Annotated in this window: 22 protein-coding genes, 7 tRNA genes, 1 riboswitch and 1 other annotated feature; of the genes, 25 read left to right on the forward strand and 4 right to left on the reverse strand. The window is 60.5% G+C overall.

The features are described from left to right. Positions 1-166: 166 nt before the first annotated feature. The 18 genes from rpmG to B0D78_RS10260 all read left to right on the forward strand — a co-directional run bounded on the left by rpmG (position 167) and on the right by B0D78_RS10260 (position 8,660). Positions 167-316 carry a 50S ribosomal protein L33 gene (gene rpmG / locus B0D78_RS10175; protein WP_078016860.1) on the forward strand — a complete coding sequence of 50 codons (150 nt, stop codon included), beginning with the start codon at positions 167-169 and terminating at the stop codon, positions 314-316. A 21-nt stretch (positions 317-337) separates the two neighbouring features. Then, positions 338-414, forward strand: a tRNA-Trp gene (locus B0D78_RS10180). 41 nt (positions 415-455) lie between these two features. Then, entirely contained in the window at positions 456-638 is a 183-nt protein-coding gene (gene secE / locus B0D78_RS10185) for a preprotein translocase subunit SecE (protein WP_078016861.1), read from the forward strand. A gap of 75 nt (positions 639-713) precedes the next feature. Continuing rightward, positions 714-1,259, forward strand: coding sequence for a transcription termination/antitermination protein NusG (gene nusG, locus B0D78_RS10190; RefSeq protein WP_078016862.1), 546 nt, complete (start codon positions 714-716; stop codon positions 1,257-1,259). Between the two features lie 80 nt (positions 1,260-1,339). Beyond that, positions 1,340-1,765: a 50S ribosomal protein L11 gene (gene rplK / locus B0D78_RS10195; RefSeq protein WP_078016863.1), complete on the forward strand. Its 426-nt coding sequence runs from the start codon at positions 1,340-1,342 to the stop codon at positions 1,763-1,765. A gap of 59 nt (positions 1,766-1,824) precedes the next feature. After that, the gene (rplA, locus tag B0D78_RS10200; protein WP_078016864.1) at positions 1,825-2,541 is read left to right on the forward strand and encodes a 50S ribosomal protein L1; all 717 of its coding nucleotides are present in this window, start codon (positions 1,825-1,827) and stop codon (positions 2,539-2,541) included. Between the two features lie 62 nt (positions 2,542-2,603). Beyond that, positions 2,604-2,768, forward strand: a sequence feature (ribosomal protein L10 leader region). Between the two features lie 10 nt (positions 2,769-2,778). Further along, a complete protein-coding gene (gene rplJ / locus B0D78_RS10205) occupies positions 2,779-3,309 on the forward strand; it encodes a 50S ribosomal protein L10 (protein ID WP_078016865.1) in 531 nt (176 codons plus the stop codon). 89 nt (positions 3,310-3,398) lie between these two features. Beyond that, the gene (rplL, locus tag B0D78_RS10210) at positions 3,399-3,776 is read left to right on the forward strand and encodes a 50S ribosomal protein L7/L12 (protein WP_078016866.1); all 378 of its coding nucleotides are present in this window, start codon (positions 3,399-3,401) and stop codon (positions 3,774-3,776) included. 102 nt (positions 3,777-3,878) lie between these two features. Next, positions 3,879-4,730, forward strand: a complete 852-nt coding sequence (locus B0D78_RS10215; RefSeq protein WP_078016867.1) for an amidohydrolase family protein — start codon at positions 3,879-3,881, stop codon at positions 4,728-4,730. A gap of 97 nt (positions 4,731-4,827) precedes the next feature. After that, positions 4,828-4,902 (forward strand) — tRNA-Val (locus B0D78_RS10220). A gap of 7 nt (positions 4,903-4,909) precedes the next feature. Then, positions 4,910-4,986: transfer RNA gene (locus tag B0D78_RS10225), tRNA-Asp, on the forward strand. 6 nt (positions 4,987-4,992) lie between these two features. Continuing rightward, a tRNA-Phe gene (locus tag B0D78_RS10230) sits at positions 4,993-5,068 on the forward strand. Between the two features lie 6 nt (positions 5,069-5,074). Continuing rightward, positions 5,075-5,149, forward strand: a tRNA-Gly gene (locus B0D78_RS10235). 18 nt (positions 5,150-5,167) lie between these two features. Then, a tRNA-Cys gene (locus B0D78_RS10240) sits at positions 5,168-5,241 on the forward strand. Positions 5,242-5,247: 6 nt separating this feature from the next. After that, positions 5,248-5,323: transfer RNA gene (locus tag B0D78_RS10245), tRNA-Asn, on the forward strand. A 223-nt stretch (positions 5,324-5,546) separates the two neighbouring features. Then, positions 5,547-5,972 (forward strand): hypothetical protein, encoded by a 426-nt coding sequence (locus B0D78_RS13260; RefSeq protein WP_205948305.1) that lies wholly within the window; start codon positions 5,547-5,549, stop codon positions 5,970-5,972. Between the two features lie 26 nt (positions 5,973-5,998). Further along, positions 5,999-6,991, forward strand: coding sequence for a radical SAM protein (locus B0D78_RS10255; RefSeq protein WP_078016868.1), 993 nt, complete (start codon positions 5,999-6,001; stop codon positions 6,989-6,991). A 316-nt stretch (positions 6,992-7,307) separates the two neighbouring features. After that, positions 7,308-8,660, forward strand: coding sequence for a sodium-dependent transporter (locus tag B0D78_RS10260; RefSeq protein ID WP_078016869.1), 1,353 nt, complete (start codon positions 7,308-7,310; stop codon positions 8,658-8,660). Positions 8,661-8,713: 53 nt separating this feature from the next. Here B0D78_RS10260 and B0D78_RS10265 read toward each other — a convergent pair whose 3' ends face one another. The 4 genes from B0D78_RS10265 to B0D78_RS10280 all read right to left on the reverse strand — a co-directional run bounded on the left by B0D78_RS10265 (position 8,714) and on the right by B0D78_RS10280 (position 12,531). Next, positions 8,714-9,922 (reverse strand): ATP-binding protein, encoded by a 1,209-nt coding sequence (locus B0D78_RS10265; protein ID WP_078016870.1) that lies wholly within the window; start codon positions 9,920-9,922, stop codon positions 8,714-8,716. A gap of 311 nt (positions 9,923-10,233) precedes the next feature. Next, positions 10,234-11,229, reverse strand: a complete 996-nt coding sequence (hypE, locus tag B0D78_RS10270; RefSeq protein ID WP_078016871.1) for a hydrogenase expression/formation protein HypE — start codon at positions 11,227-11,229, stop codon at positions 10,234-10,236. Continuing rightward, entirely contained in the window at positions 11,226-12,308 is a 1,083-nt protein-coding gene (gene hypD, locus B0D78_RS10275; protein ID WP_078016872.1) for a hydrogenase formation protein HypD, read from the reverse strand. Before hypD ends, hypE begins: the two co-directional genes overlap by 4 nt. After that, positions 12,286-12,531 (reverse strand): HypC/HybG/HupF family hydrogenase formation chaperone, encoded by a 246-nt coding sequence (locus B0D78_RS10280; RefSeq protein ID WP_009165174.1) that lies wholly within the window; start codon positions 12,529-12,531, stop codon positions 12,286-12,288. Before B0D78_RS10280 ends, hypD begins: the two co-directional genes overlap by 23 nt. Before the next feature lie 242 nt (positions 12,532-12,773). Between B0D78_RS10280 and B0D78_RS10285 the strand changes: the two genes are divergently transcribed. The 7 genes from B0D78_RS10285 to rpmE all read left to right on the forward strand — a co-directional run bounded on the left by B0D78_RS10285 (position 12,774) and on the right by rpmE (position 19,141). Then, positions 12,774-13,100: a thioredoxin family protein gene (locus B0D78_RS10285; protein ID WP_078016873.1), complete on the forward strand. Its 327-nt coding sequence runs from the start codon at positions 12,774-12,776 to the stop codon at positions 13,098-13,100. A 358-nt stretch (positions 13,101-13,458) separates the two neighbouring features. Then, a riboswitch (glycine riboswitch) is annotated at positions 13,459-13,573 on the forward strand. Between the two features lie 63 nt (positions 13,574-13,636). Further along, positions 13,637-14,026 carry a GrdX family protein gene (locus B0D78_RS10290; RefSeq protein WP_078016874.1) on the forward strand — a complete coding sequence of 130 codons (390 nt, stop codon included), beginning with the start codon at positions 13,637-13,639 and terminating at the stop codon, positions 14,024-14,026. Positions 14,027-14,183: 157 nt separating this feature from the next. Next, positions 14,184-15,476 carry a glycine/sarcosine/betaine reductase component B subunit gene (locus B0D78_RS10295; protein WP_078016875.1) on the forward strand — a complete coding sequence of 431 codons (1,293 nt, stop codon included), beginning with the start codon at positions 14,184-14,186 and terminating at the stop codon, positions 15,474-15,476. A gap of 60 nt (positions 15,477-15,536) precedes the next feature. Then, positions 15,537-16,847 (forward strand): glycine reductase complex selenoprotein B, encoded by a 1,311-nt coding sequence (gene grdB, locus B0D78_RS10300; protein ID WP_078016876.1) that lies wholly within the window; start codon positions 15,537-15,539, stop codon positions 16,845-16,847. A 132-nt stretch (positions 16,848-16,979) separates the two neighbouring features. After that, positions 16,980-18,050 carry an AI-2E family transporter gene (locus B0D78_RS10305; RefSeq protein ID WP_240496162.1) on the forward strand — a complete coding sequence of 357 codons (1,071 nt, stop codon included), beginning with the start codon at positions 16,980-16,982 and terminating at the stop codon, positions 18,048-18,050. A 91-nt stretch (positions 18,051-18,141) separates the two neighbouring features. Beyond that, a complete protein-coding gene (locus B0D78_RS10310) occupies positions 18,142-18,786 on the forward strand; it encodes a HutP family protein (protein ID WP_233543540.1) in 645 nt (214 codons plus the stop codon). Positions 18,787-18,907: 121 nt separating this feature from the next. Next, positions 18,908-19,141, forward strand: coding sequence for a 50S ribosomal protein L31 (gene rpmE / locus B0D78_RS10315; protein ID WP_078016878.1), 234 nt, complete (start codon positions 18,908-18,910; stop codon positions 19,139-19,141). Positions 19,142-19,160: the final 19 nt, after the last annotated feature.

Below are 19,160 nucleotides of genomic sequence, written 5' to 3' on the forward strand. Positions count from 1 at the left end.
TCCGCGAAGGCGGCCACACCGTCGGCGCCGGCGTCGTCTCCCAGATCCTCGAGTAGATCTCCCTGGGCCTTTTATAAGGAAAGGACTTTGAAAGAAAAAATCCTCCTGCTCTGGCGGCGGGAGGATTTTTCCCGGAATTTTTTTTCACTGAGAGGAGGTGCACGTCATGGCAGACGAGATCGGCCTTACATGCACTGAATGCAAGAACCGCAACTACGTGACCTTCATCAACAAGAAGAACATGAACGGCAAACTTCAGCTGAACAAGTACTGCAAGCACTGCAGAAAACACACCTTGCACAAAGAGAGCAAGTAGTGTATAATCCCTGATTGTCGCAGGTCCGTAGCTCCAATTGGTAGAGCGTCGGTCTCCAAAACCGAGGGTTGAAGGTTCGAATCCTTCCGGGCCTGCCATTATGTTGTGACCAAAACAAAAAGAATAGGGGGCCAAGGTTGTGGATAAGCTCAAAAGCACGCTCCGCGAAGCGCGCGCCGAACTCAACAAGATCACTTGGCCTGGCAAACAGCAAGTCTGGTATTCTACTCTGGTCGTGATCTTTGTAACGCTCCTTGTGGCGACGTATCTCGGAATCGTCGATCTGGTCCTGACGGGAGTTTTTTCAAAGATTCTTGGATAGGATCTTTTTGCCGGGCATCCAATTCCATTGCAGGGAGGTTCAGGGGGCCGATGTTTTTCGGGTCCCTTTTTTACTATGACCGAAAAAAAACATGAATGGTTCACTGTCCAGACCTATTCTGGATATGAAAACAAGGTCAAAGCCAACCTGGATCAGCGGATTGCTTCGATGGGCATGGAGAACAAGATCTTCCGCGTTCTCGTGCCGACGGAAGAACGAGTCGTTGTCAAGGATGGAAAGTCGCGACGCATTTCCCACAAGCTCTTCCCCAGTTACGTGCTGGTGGAGATGATCATGGACGAGCAGTCGTGGTATGTCGTGCGTCATACGCCCGGCGTGACGGGGTTCATCGGCGCCGGCAACCATCCGCTGCCGATCACCGACAGCGAGATCGACGAGATCCTCGTCAAGATCGGCGAGAAGGAAGCCGCCCCGGCGCCCAAGGTCGAGATCGACTGCGAGATCGGCGACCGCGTCCGCGTGTCGGCCGGTCCCCTCGCCGGCATGGAGGGCCCCGTGACGGAGATCTCGCCCGGCAAGGGCAAGGTAAAATTCAGCGCCAACGTCTTCGGACACGACACTGAGATCGAAGTGGATTATGCAGAGCTGGAAAAGCTCTGATAAATAAGTCCGCCGCCGTCTCTTGTACGATGGGAGCGGGCTTCACTAAATCTGCGCATTAGCGAGAGGAGTCTTTAAGTATGGCAAAGAAAGTCATTGGCGTGGTCAAACTCCAGCTGCCCGCTGGCAAAGCCACACCTGCGCCGCCCGTGGGACCCGCGCTTGGCCAGTACGGTGTGAACATCATGGAGTTCGTGAAGCAGTTCAACGCGAAAACGGCGTCTCAGCCGGGGATGATCATCCCCGCCGTGCTGACCGTTTACGCGGACAGAAGCTTCTCCTTCATCCTCAAGACACCGCCTGCAAGCGTGCTGATTCGTAAGGCTGCGGGAATCGAAAAAGGATCGGGCGCGCCGAACAAGAGCAAAGTCGCGAAGCTGACGATGGCCCAGGTCATGGAGATCGCCAAGGTCAAGCTGCCCGACATGAACGCCAACGACGTGGACGCCGCCGCCGCGATGGTGGCCGGCACCGCCCGTTCGATGGGCGTCGACGTCACCGAGTAGCCGCCGCAAGGCGTACCGTGGAAGGCGAAAGCCGTCATCACCACAAGGAGGAAAAAACAATGGCAAAAATTGGCAAGAGACGCGCCGAGCTTCTCAAGAAGCTGGAGCCCCTCAAGGCGTACGGCCTCGAAGAGGGCATCGAATTGGCCCTTTCGGCCGCGAACGCGAAGTTCGACGAGAGCGTGGAGATCCACGTCCGTCTGAACGTCGATCCCCGTCAGGCGGATCAGCAGGTGCGCAGCACCGTTGGCCTGCCCAACGGCACCGGCAAGACGAAGCGCGTCGTCGTCCTGACTTCCACCGACAAAAACGTGGAAGCTCAGGAAGCGGGCGCCGATTACGTCGGCAGCACCGATCTGGTCGACAAGATCAAGGGCGGCTGGATGGACTTCGAAGCCGTCGTCGCCACGCCGGAAATGATGAAGTTCATCGGCCCTCTCGGCAAGGTGCTCGGCCCCCGCGGGCTGATGCCCAGCGCCAAAGCCGGTACGGTCACGGCCAACGTCGGCTCGACCGTCAAGGAGATCAAGGCCGGCCGCGTCGAGTACCGCGTCGATAAGTTCGGCATCCTGCACAACGCCATCGGCAAGGCCAGCTTCGGCAAGGACAAGATCCTCGAGAACATCAAGGCCTATTACGCCGCGGTGCTCAAGTCCCGCCCCGTCGCCGTCAAGGGCGCTTACGTGAAGTCCCTGACGTTGTCCACGACCATGGGCGTAGGCGTGCGCATCGACGCCGCCGACGCGGAAAAAATCTGCGCGGCTGCCGCCGAATAAGGTTTCGCCCTTCGTCAACCTCTCGCGCAAGCGAGGGGTTGATTTTTTTTATCCCTTCGGGTATAATCCACAACTGTGAACTTAAGACAGTGGGTACCTTCGGGTACAAAGGTTTGCCGCCCACCGAGGTTCGGAATGTAAAACGACTTCATGCTGCGCCGTGCGCGCGTATTGTGGCGTTCAATCTTCCCTGCCTGCGGAGGCGGGGAAGATTTTTATTTGAGGAGGTGAATCGATTTGCCCGCACAGTATAAAGTTGATCAGGTTGCCGAACTGAAAGATCTGTTCAGCGGCGCCGAGGCGATTTTCGTCGCCGAATACCGCGGTCTGACCGTGGCTCAGGCTTCCGCGCTGCGCAAGGCGATCCGCTCTGCCGGCGGCAAGGCGAAAGTGGCCCGTAACCGGCTTGCCGAGATCGCTCTCGACGAAGTGGGACTGGCCAAGGACGTGAAGATGATGAAGGGGCCCAACCTCTACGTCGTCGCCGCCGACAACAGCCCCGCCGTGGCCAAGGCCATCAAGGATTTCAGCGAAGTGAAGGAAAACGCCGCGTTCGTCATCAAGGGCGGCGTGATGGGGAAGGAACTGCTGGACCTCAACAACGTCAAAGCTCTGGCCGCCATGCCCTCCCGCGACGAGCTCATCGCCAAGGCGGTCGGCTCCATCGCCAGCCCGCTCCGCGGCCTCGTTACGGTTCTGTCCGGCCTGCCCCGCGGCCTTGTGACCGCGCTGTCCGCGATCGCCGACAAGAAGAAAGAAGCTGCGTAAAAGCAGCGTGACCGCGCTCCGAGAGCGCACATCCGAGAATCCGGCGGCCTGAGGCCGCCTGAACAAATTTCCCGAGGAGGAAAATTACTATGACCAAAGATGAGATCATTTCCGCGATTGAAAGCATGTCCGTTCTTGACCTGGCCGACCTGGTGAAGGCCCTTGAAGAGAAGTTCGGCGTTTCCGCCGCCGCGCCCGTGATGATGGCCGCGGGCGGCGCCGCTGCCGGCGCTGCCGCTCCCGCCGCCGAGGAGAAGACCGAGTTCGACGTGGTGCTGAAGGAAGTCGGCGCCCAGAAACTCCAGGTCATCAAGGTCGTCCGCGAAGTCACCGGCCTTGGCCTCAAGGACGCCAAGGACTTTGTCGAGAACCCCGGCAAACCGATCAAGGAAGGCCTGTCCAAGGAAGACGCCGAAGCTCTCGTCAAGCAGTTCGAGGGTACCGGCGCGACCGTCGTGCTTGCTTAATCGCCCGATACGAAAAAATGTGCCTGAAAAAGGGGATCCCGTCGCTGGCGGGATCCCCTTTTTTTTGTTATGATGCGGGCGAGACGGCGAGGAGGAATGGTCATGACACCGGTAATCGACGTGCACGTCCACGTGTATCCCGAACAGTTCGTCAGGGATCAGGAGTTGATTTCGAAAAGGGAGCCGCATTTCGATCTGCTCACGCACAACAGGGTCCATAAATGGGGCACGGCGGATCAGCTGATCCGCCGCATGGACGAGACGGGCGTCGAGCAGTCGTGGATCTTCGGCTTCGCGTTCCGCGATCCCGGGCTGTGCGCGATCTGCAACGACTACGTGATCGACGCCGTGCGGCGTTATCCGGGGCGGTTGAAGGGCTTCGCCTCGGTCTCGCCGCTGACGCGGGGGTTTACCGCCGAGGCGGAGCGCTGCGCCGACGCCGGGCTGATCGGCATCGGCGAGCTGTTTCCGCAGGGGCAGAACTTCGATCTCGGCGACCGGCGCCAGACGTGGCGGCTGGCCGCCGTGCTGGAGGAGCGCCGGCTGCTGCTCAACGTGCATACGGCCGAGCCGGTGGGGCACGACTACGACGGCAAGGGCAACGTCGGGCCCAAGGAAGCCGCGGCGTTCTGCCTGAACCATCCCGGCGTCAGGGTGATCTTCGCCCACTTCGGCGGCGGCCTCTGGCTGTACGAGACCATGCCGGAGATGAAACTTGCGCTCAAAAACGCCCGGTACGACACGGCCGCCTGGCCGTTCCTGTACGACGCGCGCGTGCTCGCCGCGGCGAAGGCCGCTGGCGCGCTGGACAAGATGCTGTACGGCACCGACTGGCCGATCCTGGACCGCGAGCGCTTCGCGTCGCGGCTGCGGGGTTGCGGCCTGGACGAGCGGGAAAAAGAGGCGTTCATGGGCGGCGCGGCGGCGCGTCTGCTGGCTGAAAGAGAGCGCTGAGCGGCGCTCGGGCGGCGCGGGGTTTTTGCGAAACCGAACTTGACAGGTCCAAAGCATGATGATAGAATCTTCCTCGTGCTAGCGAGGCGGCATACAGGGGCGGTTAGCTCAGCGGAAGAGCGCCTGCCTTACAAGCAGGTGGTCACAGGTTCGATCCCTGTATCGCCCACCATCCAATAGGGGTTGTAGCTCAGTCGGTTAGAGCGTCGGCCTGTCACGCCGAAGGTCGAGAGTTCGAGTCTCTTCAGCCCCGCCATTGCACGGCGAGATAGCTCAGTTGGTAGAGCAGGGGACTGAAAATCCCCGTGTCCCCAGTCCGATTCTGGGTCTCGCCACCATCCGATGCGGAAGTAGCTCAGGGGTAGAGCACAACCTTGCCAAGGTTGGGGTCGCGGGTTCAAATCCCGTCTTCCGCTCCATTTTGACGTTAAGAGACCGGCGGCATAGCCAAGTGGTAAGGCAGAGGACTGCAAATCCTTTATCCCCAGTTCGAATCTGGGTGCCGCCTCCATAAAATTCCTCGATAGCTCAGTCGGCAGAGCGGGTGACTGTTAATCACTAGGTCGCAGGTTCAAGTCCTGCTCGAGGAGCCAGAATGTTCACGGGCTTTCAGCATAGTCGCGCTGAAAGCCCGTTTTTTTGTTTTTGGCGGCGTGAATGCGGGCGAAAGCCGGCCGGCTTCCGTCCACATTTTATCGCGCCGCCGCCCTTCGCTTTTCGAAAAGAACGCCGCTCTTGACAGGCCAACGGCTTTAAACTAGAATTCCTGATAGGAATAAACACAATGAATACAGAACGGGAAGAATTGACTCAGGAATGGTCGGGCTTCGAGAGCGAACTGCGGCGGACGATCGGCGAAAAGAAGGGGTATCGGCATCGCTCCGGCCGCCGGCAGAAATACGATCGAAGCGGCGTTGGTTCGTAAAAAAATCGCTGCCGACGATGCGGCAGGCATCCGGAAAAAGGACGCCTGCCGCATTGTGGCGGCTGATTGAAAAGAGGGAAGAACGCATGTTTTTTCAGTTCGACTATTTTTTACGGATGTTCACGATTATCTTCTCGGGATTCAAAGACACGGTTTCGATGGCGTTCGTCCCGCTCGTTTTCGCGGTGCTGCTCGGCTTTGTCCTGGCGGCGTCGCGATACTGCAACATTCCCGCGCTGAAGCGGTTTTCCGTCGAGCTCGCGTCGCTTTTCCGCAGCGCGCCGAGAGTGCGCAAATTCGTGGGGTCCGTGGCGTGAGGGCGTTAGTGTCAAGCGCAGCGCAAATGCCGGATCGCTTCCGCCGGGGCACGGGGCCTGACGGCGTGGACCGCGATTTCGTCGAGACTGCGGCGCGGCTCAGAAAAGAGCTTTACGAAGAATACGGCGCCTTTTACTACGTGCCGATGGCGGAATCCCGAGCCGTGCAGCTTCCCGTCTCCGTGGGGTGCAGCTATGGCCGCTGCCTCTTCTGCGACCTGAATCACGGGCTGGCCTACCGGGAGCTTTCCTGCCCGGAGATACGGGACAAGGTCGGGAAATTGCGTTTTCTCCACAAATACGACCGCCGGCCCGTGCGGCGCTGTCTTTTGTCTGGAGGGAACCCGTTTTGTTTGCCCGCGGAGAAACTGCTGTGGATCGCCGGGGAGCTGCGCGGCGCCTTTCCCGAGTGCGAGTCCGTCTCCTGCTTCGCACGGGCGGACGACGTGATGAAAAAGTCGGCGGAGGAACTTGAGATCCTGCGCGCGGCCGGATACGACCGCCTGTGCCTGGGGATCGAGTCGGGGTCGGAGCGGGTGCTCCGCTATCACGAGAAGGGCGTGGGGCGCGCCGGGAACGCCGAGGCCATGAGGAAGCTCGACGCCGCCGGGATAAGCTATTCAGTCTACGTCATCCTGGGGCTGGGGGGACGGGCTCTTTCCGACGAGCACATCGCCGAGACGGCAAGCCTGCTGAACGGAGCGCATCCCTTCGAGCTGACGGTGGTGAACCTGGTACTGTTCAGGGGAGCCCGTCTGGCGGAGCGCGTGCGCGCGGGCGAGTTCAAGCGGCTTCGGCCGCTCGAGGCTCTGGGCGAGGGGCGGCGTCTTCTCTCGCTGCTGGAGATACCGACCGTCTACGACGGGACCCACAAGACCAACGCCTTTCCGCTGAAAGGGCGTCTGCCGGAGCACAAAGCGCTCCTGCTGCGCCGGATGGACTGGGCCATCGAGCGTCTGAGCCGCGGGAACGTGCAGGAATACGAGATGCGAAGATGGCGCAACTGGTTCACGGAGTAACGCCCCGCATCGGGAAAAAATCGGCGTCTGCCGCGAACGTGAGGAAAAAACGCGCCGGTTCCGTTTTAATGAAATCCGGAAATCCGAATCACTTCAATCGGCGGGGTTCTTGAGGTCGCCCCGCCCGCGCCGCCTTCCGCAGGCGCCGTTTCATCGCCGCTGTTTTTTCGTCGTATTCTCGCAATGTGCTGAATTATGAAAAAAATGCCCCTCAAAACGTGGCACATGTGCTATAATGCCGCTAACTTTTCAGGAAAACGGCGAGACGGAATTTTTCGCCTGTTCTGAAGATCTTGTCGTTTGAGGAGTGAAGGGTATGGAACGAGAGAGTTTCAAGTCGCGGATCGGTTTCATCCTGGTCAGCGCCGGGTGCGCGATCGGCATCGGCAACGTGTGGAAGTATCCCTGGCTGGTGGGGCAGAACGGCGGCGGCATTTTCGTGCTGTTCTACCTGCTGTTTTTGATCTGTATGGGCATTCCCGTGCTGACGATGGAGCTGGCGGTGGGACGCGGCAGCCGCAAGAGCGCCGTCAAGGGCTACGAGACGCTGGAGCCGGCCGGCAGCAAATGGCACGTACACGGCTGGTTCTGCGTGGCGGGCAACTATCTGCTGATGATGTACTACACGACGGTTTCCGGCTGGATGCTGTCGTACTTCTTCAAGTTCACCTTCGGCACGTTCGACGGCATGGCGGCCGAGAAGGTGAACGGCGTCTTCGGCGGCATGCTCGGCAATCCCGAGGAGATGGCGCTGTGCATGGCGCTGACGGTGATCGGCGGCTTTCTGGTCTGTTCCATGGGGATGCAGAAGGGGCTGGAGAAGGTCACCAAGTGGATGATGCTCGGCCTGCTGGCGCTGATCGTGGTGCTGGCGGTGCACAGTCTGCTGCTGCCGGGGGCTGGGGAAGGGGCGCGCTTTTATCTGTTGCCCAGCGTGGAGCGCATGAAGGCTTCCGGGCTCGGCTCCGTGATCATGGCGGCCATGAACCAGTCGTTCTTCACGCTCAGCCTCGGCATCGCCTCGATGGAGATCTTCGGCAGCTACATGTCGGATCAGTTCACGCTGACCGGCGAGGCCGTGCGCATCGTCGCGCTCGACACCTTCGTGGCGTTCATGGCCGGACTGATCATCTTTCCCGCCTGCTTCAGCTTCGGCGTGCAGCCCGACGCCGGCCCGTCGCTGATCTTCCTCACGCTGCCCAAGGTCTTCATCAACATGGAGGCGGGCCGTTTGTGGGGCTCGCTGTTCTTCCTGTTCATGACCTTCGCCAGCTTCTCGACGGTGATCACCGTGTTCGAAAACATCCTGGCCGCCTGCATGGACAACTTCGGCTGGTCGCGTACCAAGTCCGTGTGGTTTAACTGCGCCTTCGTGCTCGTGACCAGCGTGCCCTGCGTGCTGGGCTACAATCTGTGGAGCGACGTGCGCATCCTCGGTTCGCGCGACGTGCTCGACAGCGAAGACTTTGTCGTCAGCAATCTGCTGCTGCCGCTGGGGTCGCTGATCTATCTGCTGTTCTGCGTGACGAAATGGGGCTGGGGCTTCGACAAATACCTGGCGGAGTGCAACAAGGGCGTGGGCATCAAGATGAGCCGCCGCTTCAAGCCATATTTTCAGTTCGTGCTGCCGCTGCTGATCCTGGCGATCCTGATCCAGGGGCTGATGTAACAAACAAAGAGGACTTCCCGCACACGGGAAGTCCTCTTGATGTTTCTTGAGATTTATCTTTGTACGGCGGCGCGGAATTTCTGCTTCCGGCTCTTCGGAGTTTCGGGAAGCGTCATGGCGAGAAGTCGGGCATCAAGCAGCGGCGTGATGTAACGCTGCGTGACGTAGAACACGGTTTTTATGCCTAAAAAATCGGCGATCTCGCGACGGGTACGCGGGATCCGGCAGAATTCGAGCAGGCGCGCCGCGCTGTCGGGCAGTTCGTCTACGCCGACAGGCCGATCGTTCCGGCTGCGGTTGTAGAACGTGACGACGAATTCGTTGCGGCGATTTTCGAAAACCGGCTCGGGCAGCCCCATGGCCGCCATTTCGCGGCACATGGTGGGGATGCCGGAATAACGATTTTCGGCCTGCGTCAGCGTCTCGGCCATGACTGCCAGCGTGGAGTTGCGCAGATCGGGCCGACCCTGTCCCAGCTGTTCGACGGTCATGCGGCCATAGAGCGCGCCGGGGCTGTGGATTTCGAGCCGATCGGTGAAAAAGTCGATCTGTATGGGCGTCCCTTCGGTATGGAGGCTGTAGTCGCGGTGGATCAGCGCGTTGAGGATGGCTTCGCGGATCGCGATGAGCGGGTATTCTGGGACGTCGCGCCGTTCTCCTGTCTGCGCGTCGACGACGGTCCGCACCTTCATGTTGCGGCTGCAGAAAGCGAGAGCTTCTTCCGCCATGGCGGACAGAGACCCTTCGATCCTTTTATTGTCGATGAAACGGGCGCGCCCGGCGTCGACGTCGCCGATGCGCGTACCGGGAACGACCACAGCGGTGATCGCCAGTTGAGGGAAGAATCCCTGCGGATACAGGCCGAACGTCATCACGGCGGCCAGAGTGAGAGCTCCGCCACGGGTGATGTTCAGCATTTCATAGGCCTGCGCTTCGGAAAGCTGGCTGAAGCCGGGACGTTCAAAACGCTTTTGTGAAAGATATCGATGGAGTTGGTTTTGATCCAGCATCTGCAACGTGGCGCGTTCGACGGGGCGTTCGTCGTCATGCAGACGGCGGCGGAACGCTTCGTAGCTGTACAGTTCGTAGTCCGTCATCGGCAGGTCTGCGTCGCCGACGCTGTCTTGATTGGAGAAGCTGGACAGCGTGCCGTACAGTTTTTGCGGACAGCCGTCGTGAGCTGCCTTGACCTCGATGGTCCGGGATTCCGCCTTTTGTTGGCGGAGCGACTGGATCAGCTGGACTAATTCTTCGCTTAACATGAAACGTCACCTCCCGATGAACACATCATGCCATAAATGAACAAACGAAATCAACGAATAGAAGTGAATAAACAAAGAAAAATTGTGTTTTAGCTGATAGAATCGCCAAATAAACAAACAGATCAGCAAAATTTCAGCAAAAAATATTGCGCTGAAATTTTGCTGATCTGCCGTCTTTTTGCTCATACGACTTCGAGAGATCCGCAAAGCGGGTGGCGCAGGCCGCGCGGCGGTCGGAGATCGTCCCGCGCGACGGAGCCTTCTCGGGAGGCGGCCGCTTTTCATTTTGGCGCGCGTCGGAGGGAAATTCGTCAGCAGATCCGCGGCAGGATCTCGCCGACGGGCATGTCGACGATGCGGGAGCCGCCGAGCCGGGTCTTCATGCCCACGAGCCCGGCGTGTTCCGCCGTGACGGTGCCGATAAGGGCGGCGTCGCGCCCCAGCGGATGGCGGCGGAGCCGCGCGAGCGCGTTTTCAGTTTCTGCCGGGGCGCAGGCGATCAGGGCGCAGCCTTCGCTGGCGAGGTAGAGCGGATCGAAACCGAGGATGTCGCAGATGGCGGCGACGGAGGGATGGAGCGCGAGGCGTTCCTCTTCGATCTCCATGCCGAGGCCCGCGGCTTCGGCCCACTCGCAGAGCACGGTGCCGAGGCCGCCGCGCGTGCAGTCGCGCATGCAGCGCAGGCCCTCGAGCGGCAACAACGGCGCCAGCAGGGGCCAGAGGGCGGCGCAGTCGCTTTCCAGGCCGCCGCGGTCGAGTCCGTAGCGCAGCGCGGCGATGACCGCGCCGTGGCGTCCCGGCGTGGTGGAGAGAATCAGCGCGTCGCCGGGACGCAGGCGGTTCATGCCCAGCGGCCGGGGCGTGACGGCATGGCCGAGGGCGGTGACGTTGAAAAACGCGCCTTCACAGGCGCCGCGAGGCACCACTTTCGTGTCGCCGGCCGCCAGCGTGGCGCCGAGGGCTTCGCACTGCCGGGCCGCGCTCCGCACGAGGCGCAGCAATTCCGCGCGCGGCAGCCCTTCCTCGATGATCATGCCCAGCGTCAGCCACTGCGGCCTGACGCCGCGCATCGCCAGGTCGTTCGTGGCGCCGCAGACGGCCAGGTGCCCCATGTCGCCGCCGGGGAAAAATCGCGGCGAGACCGTGAAGCCGTCGGTGGTGACGGCCAGATTCCCTTCTATAAACGTGCAGTCTTCGCAGCCGCCTTTTTGCCCGTCGCAGGCGGCGAAGTTCTTTATCACGGAGGCGATCAGATCGGCCGTGAGGCGGCCGCCGCTTCCTTCGCCCAACGAGATCAGTTCGCTCATAGTCTTCCTCCCCGGCGGCCGTAACGGTACCACGCGCCGCAGCTTCCTTCCGACGAGACCATGCAGGGGCCGACGGGCTCCTGCGGCGTACAGACCTTTCCAAAAAGAGCGCACTGCGGCGGCGCGAGTCGGCCGCGCAGCACCTCGCCGCAGCGGCAGCCGGGAATGGGCGCGCTGACGGCGGGCGGCAGCTCCAGCTTGGCGCGGGCGTCGCAGCGGGAGTACGGGGCGCGCAGTTTCAGCCCCGACATCCCGATCGTGCCCAGGCCGCGCCAGACGCTGTCGCAGGGCGTGAAACACTCGTCGATCAGCGCCCGGGCGCGCGGATTGCCGTGATCGCGCACGCCGCTCGGATAGGCGTTGACGATGCGCGGCTTCCGGCGCGCGATCTGCGACAGCAGCGCGCACAACGCCAGCAGGATCTGCTCTCCCTCGAAGCCGCCCACGGCGCAGGCGAGGCGGTACTTTTCGGCCAGGATCCCGTAAGGCTCCAGCCCGATGATGCTCGAGACGTGCCCCGGCAGCAGAAAACCCTTCACGCCGGTCCGCGGATCCTGCGCCAGCAGTTCGAGCGCCGGGAGGACCCGCTTATGTTCGACCAGCACGGAAACGTTGCCGACGCCGAGACGCCTCGCTTCTTGAAGAAGCAGGGCCGTCTGCGGCGTCGTCGTCTCGAAGCCGACGGCGAAAAAAACGAACTCCCGCTGCGGCTCGCGCAGAGCCAGCGGGATCACGTCCAAGGCGCTCATGACCACGCGCACGTCGCCGCCGCGGGCCGCCGCTTCGCGCAGCGAGCCGCCTCGTCCCGGCACGCGGATCATGTCGCCGTAGCTGCACAACGCCACGCCGGGCAGCGAAGCCGCCGCGATGGCCTGGTCGACGTCGGCCTGATCGGTGACGCAGACCGGGCAGCCGGGGCCGGAAAGCAGCGCGACGTTTTCCGGCAGCAGCGAGCGCAGGCCGCTGCGGAAGATCGACACCGTATGAGTGCCGCAGACTTCCATCAGCGTGACCGGTCCCGTGCGCCGGGCCAGCTCCGCCAACGTCCGCGCGGCGCTAGAAAGGAAGCTGCCCCGCATCGCCGGCGCCTTCCCGGATTTCGGCCCAGAGCGCTTCCAGTTCCGCGCCGTCGCGTTCGTCGACTTTTTCGATGGCAAAACCGGCATGCACCAGCACGAGATCCCCCACGGCCGGCGCGTCCAGCAGGTCGACGCGGATCGAACGGCGGATCGGGCCGGCCGAAGCGATCGCGCTGCCGTCGCCGCAAAGCTCTTCAATTCTGTGAGGCACTGCGAGACACATCTGTCCGCCCCCTTTTTTTTTCGAAAACCCTTCGTCAATTATACAACGGCGAAACGCTTTCGCCGCACGGCAGTTGCATCCCGCCCGAAACGTTTTTCCAATTTGTTGCATGTTTGAACTTTGAGGCGTTTATATCTTATTCATTTTGCGTCATTGACGTAACCGATTCTGGCGTTAAAATGAAACGGTAAAAGCCGCACGAACTGCGCGGACAAAAACACCTTTCAAGGAGTGGATTCACTATGGCAGTCGAACTTACGAAAGAGACGTATGAAGCGGCGATCGAAGCCAGCAAAAACAAACCCATGTTTATGGATTTCTGGGGCCCCAAGTGCACTCATTGCCTTGCCCTGATGCCCAGCGTCGAAGCTCTCGCCGAGAAGTATGCCGACAAGGTCGATCTGTGCAAGGTCAACATCGCCGGCGGCCGCCGCGTCGCCATGGCCCTCAAGGTCATGAGCCTTCCTTCCTTCCTGTTCTTCAAGAACGGCGCCGAAGTGGCCCGTCTCAGCGGTGACACGGTCACCATCGAGCAGATCGAAGAGAACGTCAAGAAGCTCTGCGAATAACCTCGCCCAACGAAAAAGCCCGCGCGTTTCGCGCGGGCTTTTTGCATCGGACGCCGCGTGAGTTCCGGAGCGGAAATCGGCGCGGGGAGGAGGGCGCGGCGGGATGTTTTTTGTCGTGAATGGGTTTGTATTTTTAAATGAAAAATAAAGGCCGTAAATCTTTATGTTGTGACAGAATGTCGTAAGAATATTTCTTTCTTCGAGGCGTTTGTTTAAAATGCACAAAATAAATTTGCCTTTTTGCGGTTTTGGTGTATTCCTCGTACTTTTGGATCGACTGTTCTTTCATAAAAAACATTACTGAGCGATCGTAAAAAACTTGATATTTTTCTCGTTGGTTGTAAAATGAACCTGGCGAGAGAAATTCGGGAGAGAGATTCCGACCTGTTTTGTGAGCGTCGGACGCCGAAGGGGCAACGCAAAACGTTTTTTCATTGCGGAAACTCTCAGGCACAAAGGATCCCGAGCGGACGCCGCTCTGAATATACGTGCGAATCGTACGACAGAGACTCATGACCACCAGAGAGGTGAGCGTGATGTCCTGTCGCTTTATTTTGCTTACGAACAACCCGCGCTACAAGGACCGCGCCGATTTGCCCGTGCAGTTCGTCGACGGCGCCGGGAGAGACGTCATCGCAGCCGGGCGCGACCTGATCCACAAGGGATGGGTTCTGCAGAACCATCCGCTGTACGGCAACTTTCGTCCGCATCAGCAGCCCTTTCGCACGTTGTTGCTCAAAAAAGACGAAAAATCGGGCTTCGACGAATACGGCCTCAACCTGATCGAAGAGGCAGGGCTCGTCTACGCGAACGATCCCCACCCGCTGACTCCGGCGCAGACGCCGCCCCGGATGTCGGCCGACTGTTCCGAGATCGACTTCGAGCTGATGAAGGAGACGCTTCTCAAGAACGATCTGATCCGCTAGCGTTTTATCCGGGCACGGAGCGGTTCCCTCCGCTGGGCAGAGCGTGGAATCTCTTCTGGCCATGATCTAACGATACAGGTACCGCGCGCCGCCGGATTTTTCCGGCATCAGTGCCCCGACGAGGGGCATGGGTAACATTCAGAAGGGAGGAGTTATCTTGAAGCTTGAACTCCATAAGGTAAAGATTGACAAGATCGCGTTTGGGGACGAATTCTCCGTCAAAGGCGGAGTGCTCACCATCAACAAGAAGGCCATCATCGACCATCTGATGGATGACGATCGTCTCGCCAGTGTCGATGTGGAACTGGCCCATCCGGGCGAAAAGACCCGCATCATGCCCGTGAAGGACGTTGTCGAGCCCCGCTGCAAGATCGAGGGCACCAATGAGGTGTTCCCCGGCATGATCGGCGACGTCGACACCGTCGGGGAAGGTTCCACTCTGGTCCTCGACGGCGCCGCCGTGGTCACCACCGGCCGTCTCGTCGCCCCGCAGGAAGGCATCGTCGACATGTCCGGCCCCGGCGCCGAGCTGACGCCGTTCTCCAAGACCAAGAACATCGTTCTGGTCCTGAATCCCGTCGAGGGGCTCGAGAACCACAACCGCGAGACGAGCTGCCGCATGGCCGGCCTGAAGGCCGCCGTCTTCATCGCCCAGCAGATCAAGAAGGCCGGATTCAAGGCCGACAAGGTCGAGACGTTCGAGGCTCCCTGCTACAAGGACGCCCTGGCCGCCTATCCCGGACTGCCCAAGGTCGCCTACATCTACATGCTGCAGACCCAGGGACTGCTTCACGACACCTACGTCTACGGCGTCGACGCCAAGAAGATCATCCCCTCGGTGATCAACGCCACCGAAGTCATGGACGGCGCCATCTGCTCCGGCAACTGCGTGTCCGCCTGCGACAAGAACAGCACTTACGTGCATCTGAACAACCCCATCATCAAGAGCCTTTACGAGCACCACGGCAAGGATCTGAACTTCATCGGCGTCGTCATCACCAACGAGAACGTGACGCTGGCCGACAAGAAGCGCAGCAGCTCCTACGCCGTCAAGCTGGCCCAGACTCTTGGCGCCGACGCGGCCGTCATTTCCGAGGAAGGCTTCGGCAACCCCGACGCCGACCTGGTCATGAACTGCTGGAAGTGCGAGCGCAAGGGCATCAAGACGGTCCTCGTCACCGACGAGTACGCCAACCGCGACGGCGCCTCCCAGTCTCTGGCCGACACCTGCCCCGAAGGCGACGCCTGCGTCACCGCCGGCAACGCCAACGCTACGATCACCCTGCCTCCGATGGACAAGGTCATCGGCGACATCCAGTTTGCCGACGTCATGGCCGGCGGTTTCTTCGGCTCGCTGAAGAAGGACGGCAGCATCTTCGCCGAGATCCAGATCATCACCGGCGCCACCAGCGAAGTTGGCTTCACCAAGCTGGGCGCTTACACGATCTAGTTCGCGGCCAAGACGCGCGAATCCCTTTTTCCAAGGACAGACTCTTAAGGAGGGGAACTTATGACTTATAAAGTGGTTCACTATATCAACCAGTTCTTCGCCGGCATCGGCGGAGAAGAGAAGGCCGACATCGCGCCCGAAGTGCGCGAAGGCATCGTCGGTCCCGGTCTGGCCCTGAAGAACGCTTTCAAGGGCGAGGCCGATATCGTTGCCACCATCATCTGCGGCGACTCCTACTTCGCCGAGAACATGGACGCCGCTTCCGACTTCGTGGTCGAGGCCGTGAAGAAATACGGCGCCGACGGCTTCGTCGCCGGTCCCGCTTTCAACGCCGGCCGCTACGGCACCGCCTGCGGCGCCGTCTGCAAGGCCGTGGGCGAGAAGCTCGAGATTCCCACCGTTTCCGCCATGTACGTCGAGAACCCCGGCGTCGACCTGTACAAGAAGTACACCTACATCGTCAGCGCCGCCGACAGCGCCCGCGGACTGGGCAAGGCCGTGCCCGCCATGGCCAGCATCATCCTGCGCCAGATGAAGGGCGAAAAGCTCGGCACCCCGGCCGCCGAAGGCTACATCGAGCGCGGCGTGCGCGTCAACAAATTCTACGACGAAGTCGGCGCCGAACGCGCCGTGAAGATGCTGATCAGCAAGCTCAAGGGCGAGAAGTTCGAGACCGAGTACAAGATGCCCGTGTTCGACCGCGTCGAGCCCCGGCCGGCTCTCAAGGACGTCAGCAAGGCCACGATCGCCCTCGTCACTTCCGGCGGCATCGTGCCCTTCGGCAATCCCGACCACATCGCCGCTTCCAGCGCCCAGAACTACGGCGAGTACAACATCGCCGGCGTCGAGGACCTGAAGCAGGGCGAGTATCAGACCGCTCACGGCGGTTACGATCAGACCTACGCCAACGAGGATCCCGACCGCGTGCTGCCCGTCGACGTGATGCGCAAGCTGGAGAAGGAACACAAGATCGGCAAGCTCTACGATTATTTCTACGCCACCGTCGGCAACGGCACCGGCGTCGCCAACGCCAAGCGCTTCGGCACGGAAATCGGCAAGAAGCTGCACGGCAAGGTCGACGCGGTCATCCTCACCTCCACCTGAGGCACCTGTACTCGTTGCGGTGCAACGATGGTCAAGGCTATTGAAGAGAATGCCGACGTCCCCGTGGTCCATATGCTGACGATCGTGCCGATCTCCCTGAGCGTCGGCGCCAACCGTCTGATCCCCACGGTCGCCATTCCTCACCCCCTCGGCAACCCCGCGCTGAAGCCCGAGGAGGAGTTCGCGCTTCGTTACCGTCTGGTCACCCGCGCCCTCAAGGCCCTGCAGACCCCGGTGACCGAGCAGACCGTTTTCACGGAGGACTAAGCGCCTCTCGACGGTTAGAGAGATATTCGAAACCTAAAAAAGGACGCCTTTTTGCGAAGGCGTCCTTTTTTTTATGAGCGAATATGGATATAATATGAAAAAGATCGGAGATTTTGATTTTCTGAAGAAGGGGTGCGAAAGTTGAAAGACCTGAAGATTTTAACAGGCTGTGTCGCCGTGCTGACGGTGATCGCCGTGGGGGTCGTCCTGCAGGCGGCGCAGAATGTCTTTCTGCCTCTGGTCATCGCCTGGATCATTTCATATATCATGGCGCCGGGAGTGCGTTTCATGACTCGTCTGAAAGTGCCGGTCGAAATCACTACGTTCCTGCTGCTGGCGCTGCTGCTGTACATCACGTCGCAGGCGGGCAGCTTCCTGAGCCAGCTGTTCGTCGGTTCGACCGACAAGTTCATGAACTATTACGAACAGCTCGTCGCCATCTGGAACCAGTTCTCGGCCAAATACAACATCACCGCCACCTACCTGCGGGGCGTGGACTGGGGCGGGGCGCTGCGTTCCTATATCATCGCGCTGTCGGGGTCGATCGTCACGATCCTGTCCAAAACGGTGATGGTGATCGTCTTTCTGATGTTCATCCTCTTCGGCAGTCCCTACGTGGAGTATAAAATGCGCAAGGCGTTTCCGCAGAAGAGCGGACAGGTCATGAACATCCTCGATTCGATCTCGACGCAGATCGGCCGTTTCCTTTCGGTGATGACGCTGATCAGCGGCGCGACGGGGATCCTGATCTGGCTGGGGCTGAGCTGGATCGGCGTCGATTTCGCACCGACGTGGGGCGTGCTGGCGTTCTTCCTGAACTTCATTCCCACGGTCGGTTCGATCGTCGCTTCGGTGCCGCCGATCCTGATTTCGATCGTACAGTTTTATCCTGCGGCGGCCGGCGCTGTGTTCGGCATCCCGCCGCAGGTCTTCATGACGATCGGCGTGATTCTGTCGGTACAGGTGACGATCGGCAACATCATCACGCCCAAGGTGATGGGCGACAGCATGAATCTCAGTCCGGTCATGATCCTGGTTTCGCTGCTGCTCTGGGGCTGGCTCTGGGGCGTGGCGGGGGCGCTGCTTTCCATGCCGATCGCCGGTATCATCAAGATCATCTGCGACAACGTCGACCAGTTGAAGATGGTCGGCGTGCTGATGAGTTCCGGGCAGTCGTTCGAGAAGGAATTCAAGAACGAATAGCGTTCCGCCGGTGAAACGGCGTATGGATTCCCGGCGGTGAAAAAGGGCGGCGGCGTTTTTTCGAGAGGATTGAGAAAGGGGGTGGGTATGGATGAAATGGAGCGGGATCTTCACGGGGAAGAGGACACCGGACGAAAAAGCCCCCATGGATTTTTCCGCGGAGACCGCGGTGGTCGGCGAGAAAACGGCGGTTCCCGCCGACGGCGAAGTCGGCTGCCGGGCTGCCGAGACCGAAGCGGAAGGCCGCGGCGGCGCGGCGGAGAATAAAACGGTCCCTGCCGCGCCGGAGCTCCCTCTTTGCGACGTGACGGTGCGCATGCGCATCAACGATACGGGCGACGTCGCCAAAGCGGCGCTTTATCTGGCGCTTTCGGACGGGATCGGCGAAGAGCGCCGCATCAAGGAAGCGCTGAGCGCCTGCGGGTGGCGCGGCGTGGCCACCGAAGTGGGCGGCATTTCCGGCGAGCTTGCCGCGAAGGCCAGCCGTGCTCTGGTCGGCGCGGCGCTGAACAGCGGAGTCGTGCGCAAGGACGGCGCGGAGATGCACGCGCTCATGCACGCGGCGCAGGAAGCCTTCAAATCTTTCATTCCCTGCGGCCTGCTCGAAACGAGCGTCGGCGCCAAGATCGCCATCGTGCGCAATGCTCAATGGCTGGCCGTGGCCGTCGCCGGCGATGCGGCCTTTCATGCCATCGCCCACCACGAGCGCGTCAGCGTCGGCGTCATGCACATTTGAGTCGTTTCGCGCGGTGCGGCCTCCGTGAGGAGACTTTTCAACTCTTGCGCGAAAGCTCAAGTTGTGTTAAATTCTACCAATGTAAATGGAAGATCTTTGTACGCTAGGAGGTGCACAAAGTATGAAAAAGGACATCCATCCCAATTACGTTGAATGCCAGGTAACCTGCGCCTGCGGCAACCATTTCGTGACCCGCGCCACGGTCCCGGAGATCAAGGTCGGCGTGTGTTCGGCCTGTCATCCCTTCTTCACGGGCAAGAAGAGCCGCGTCGTTTCCGAAGCCGGCCGCCTCGAGAAGTTCAACAGAAAGTACGCCGGCATGAACTACGGCCAGAGAGAAGAGAGTTCGGACTAAAAAGACGGGGCCTGCGCCC

The organism is Pyramidobacter sp. C12-8 (genome assembly GCF_002007215.1).
GTDB lineage: Bacteria > Synergistota > Synergistia > Synergistales > Dethiosulfovibrionaceae > Pyramidobacter.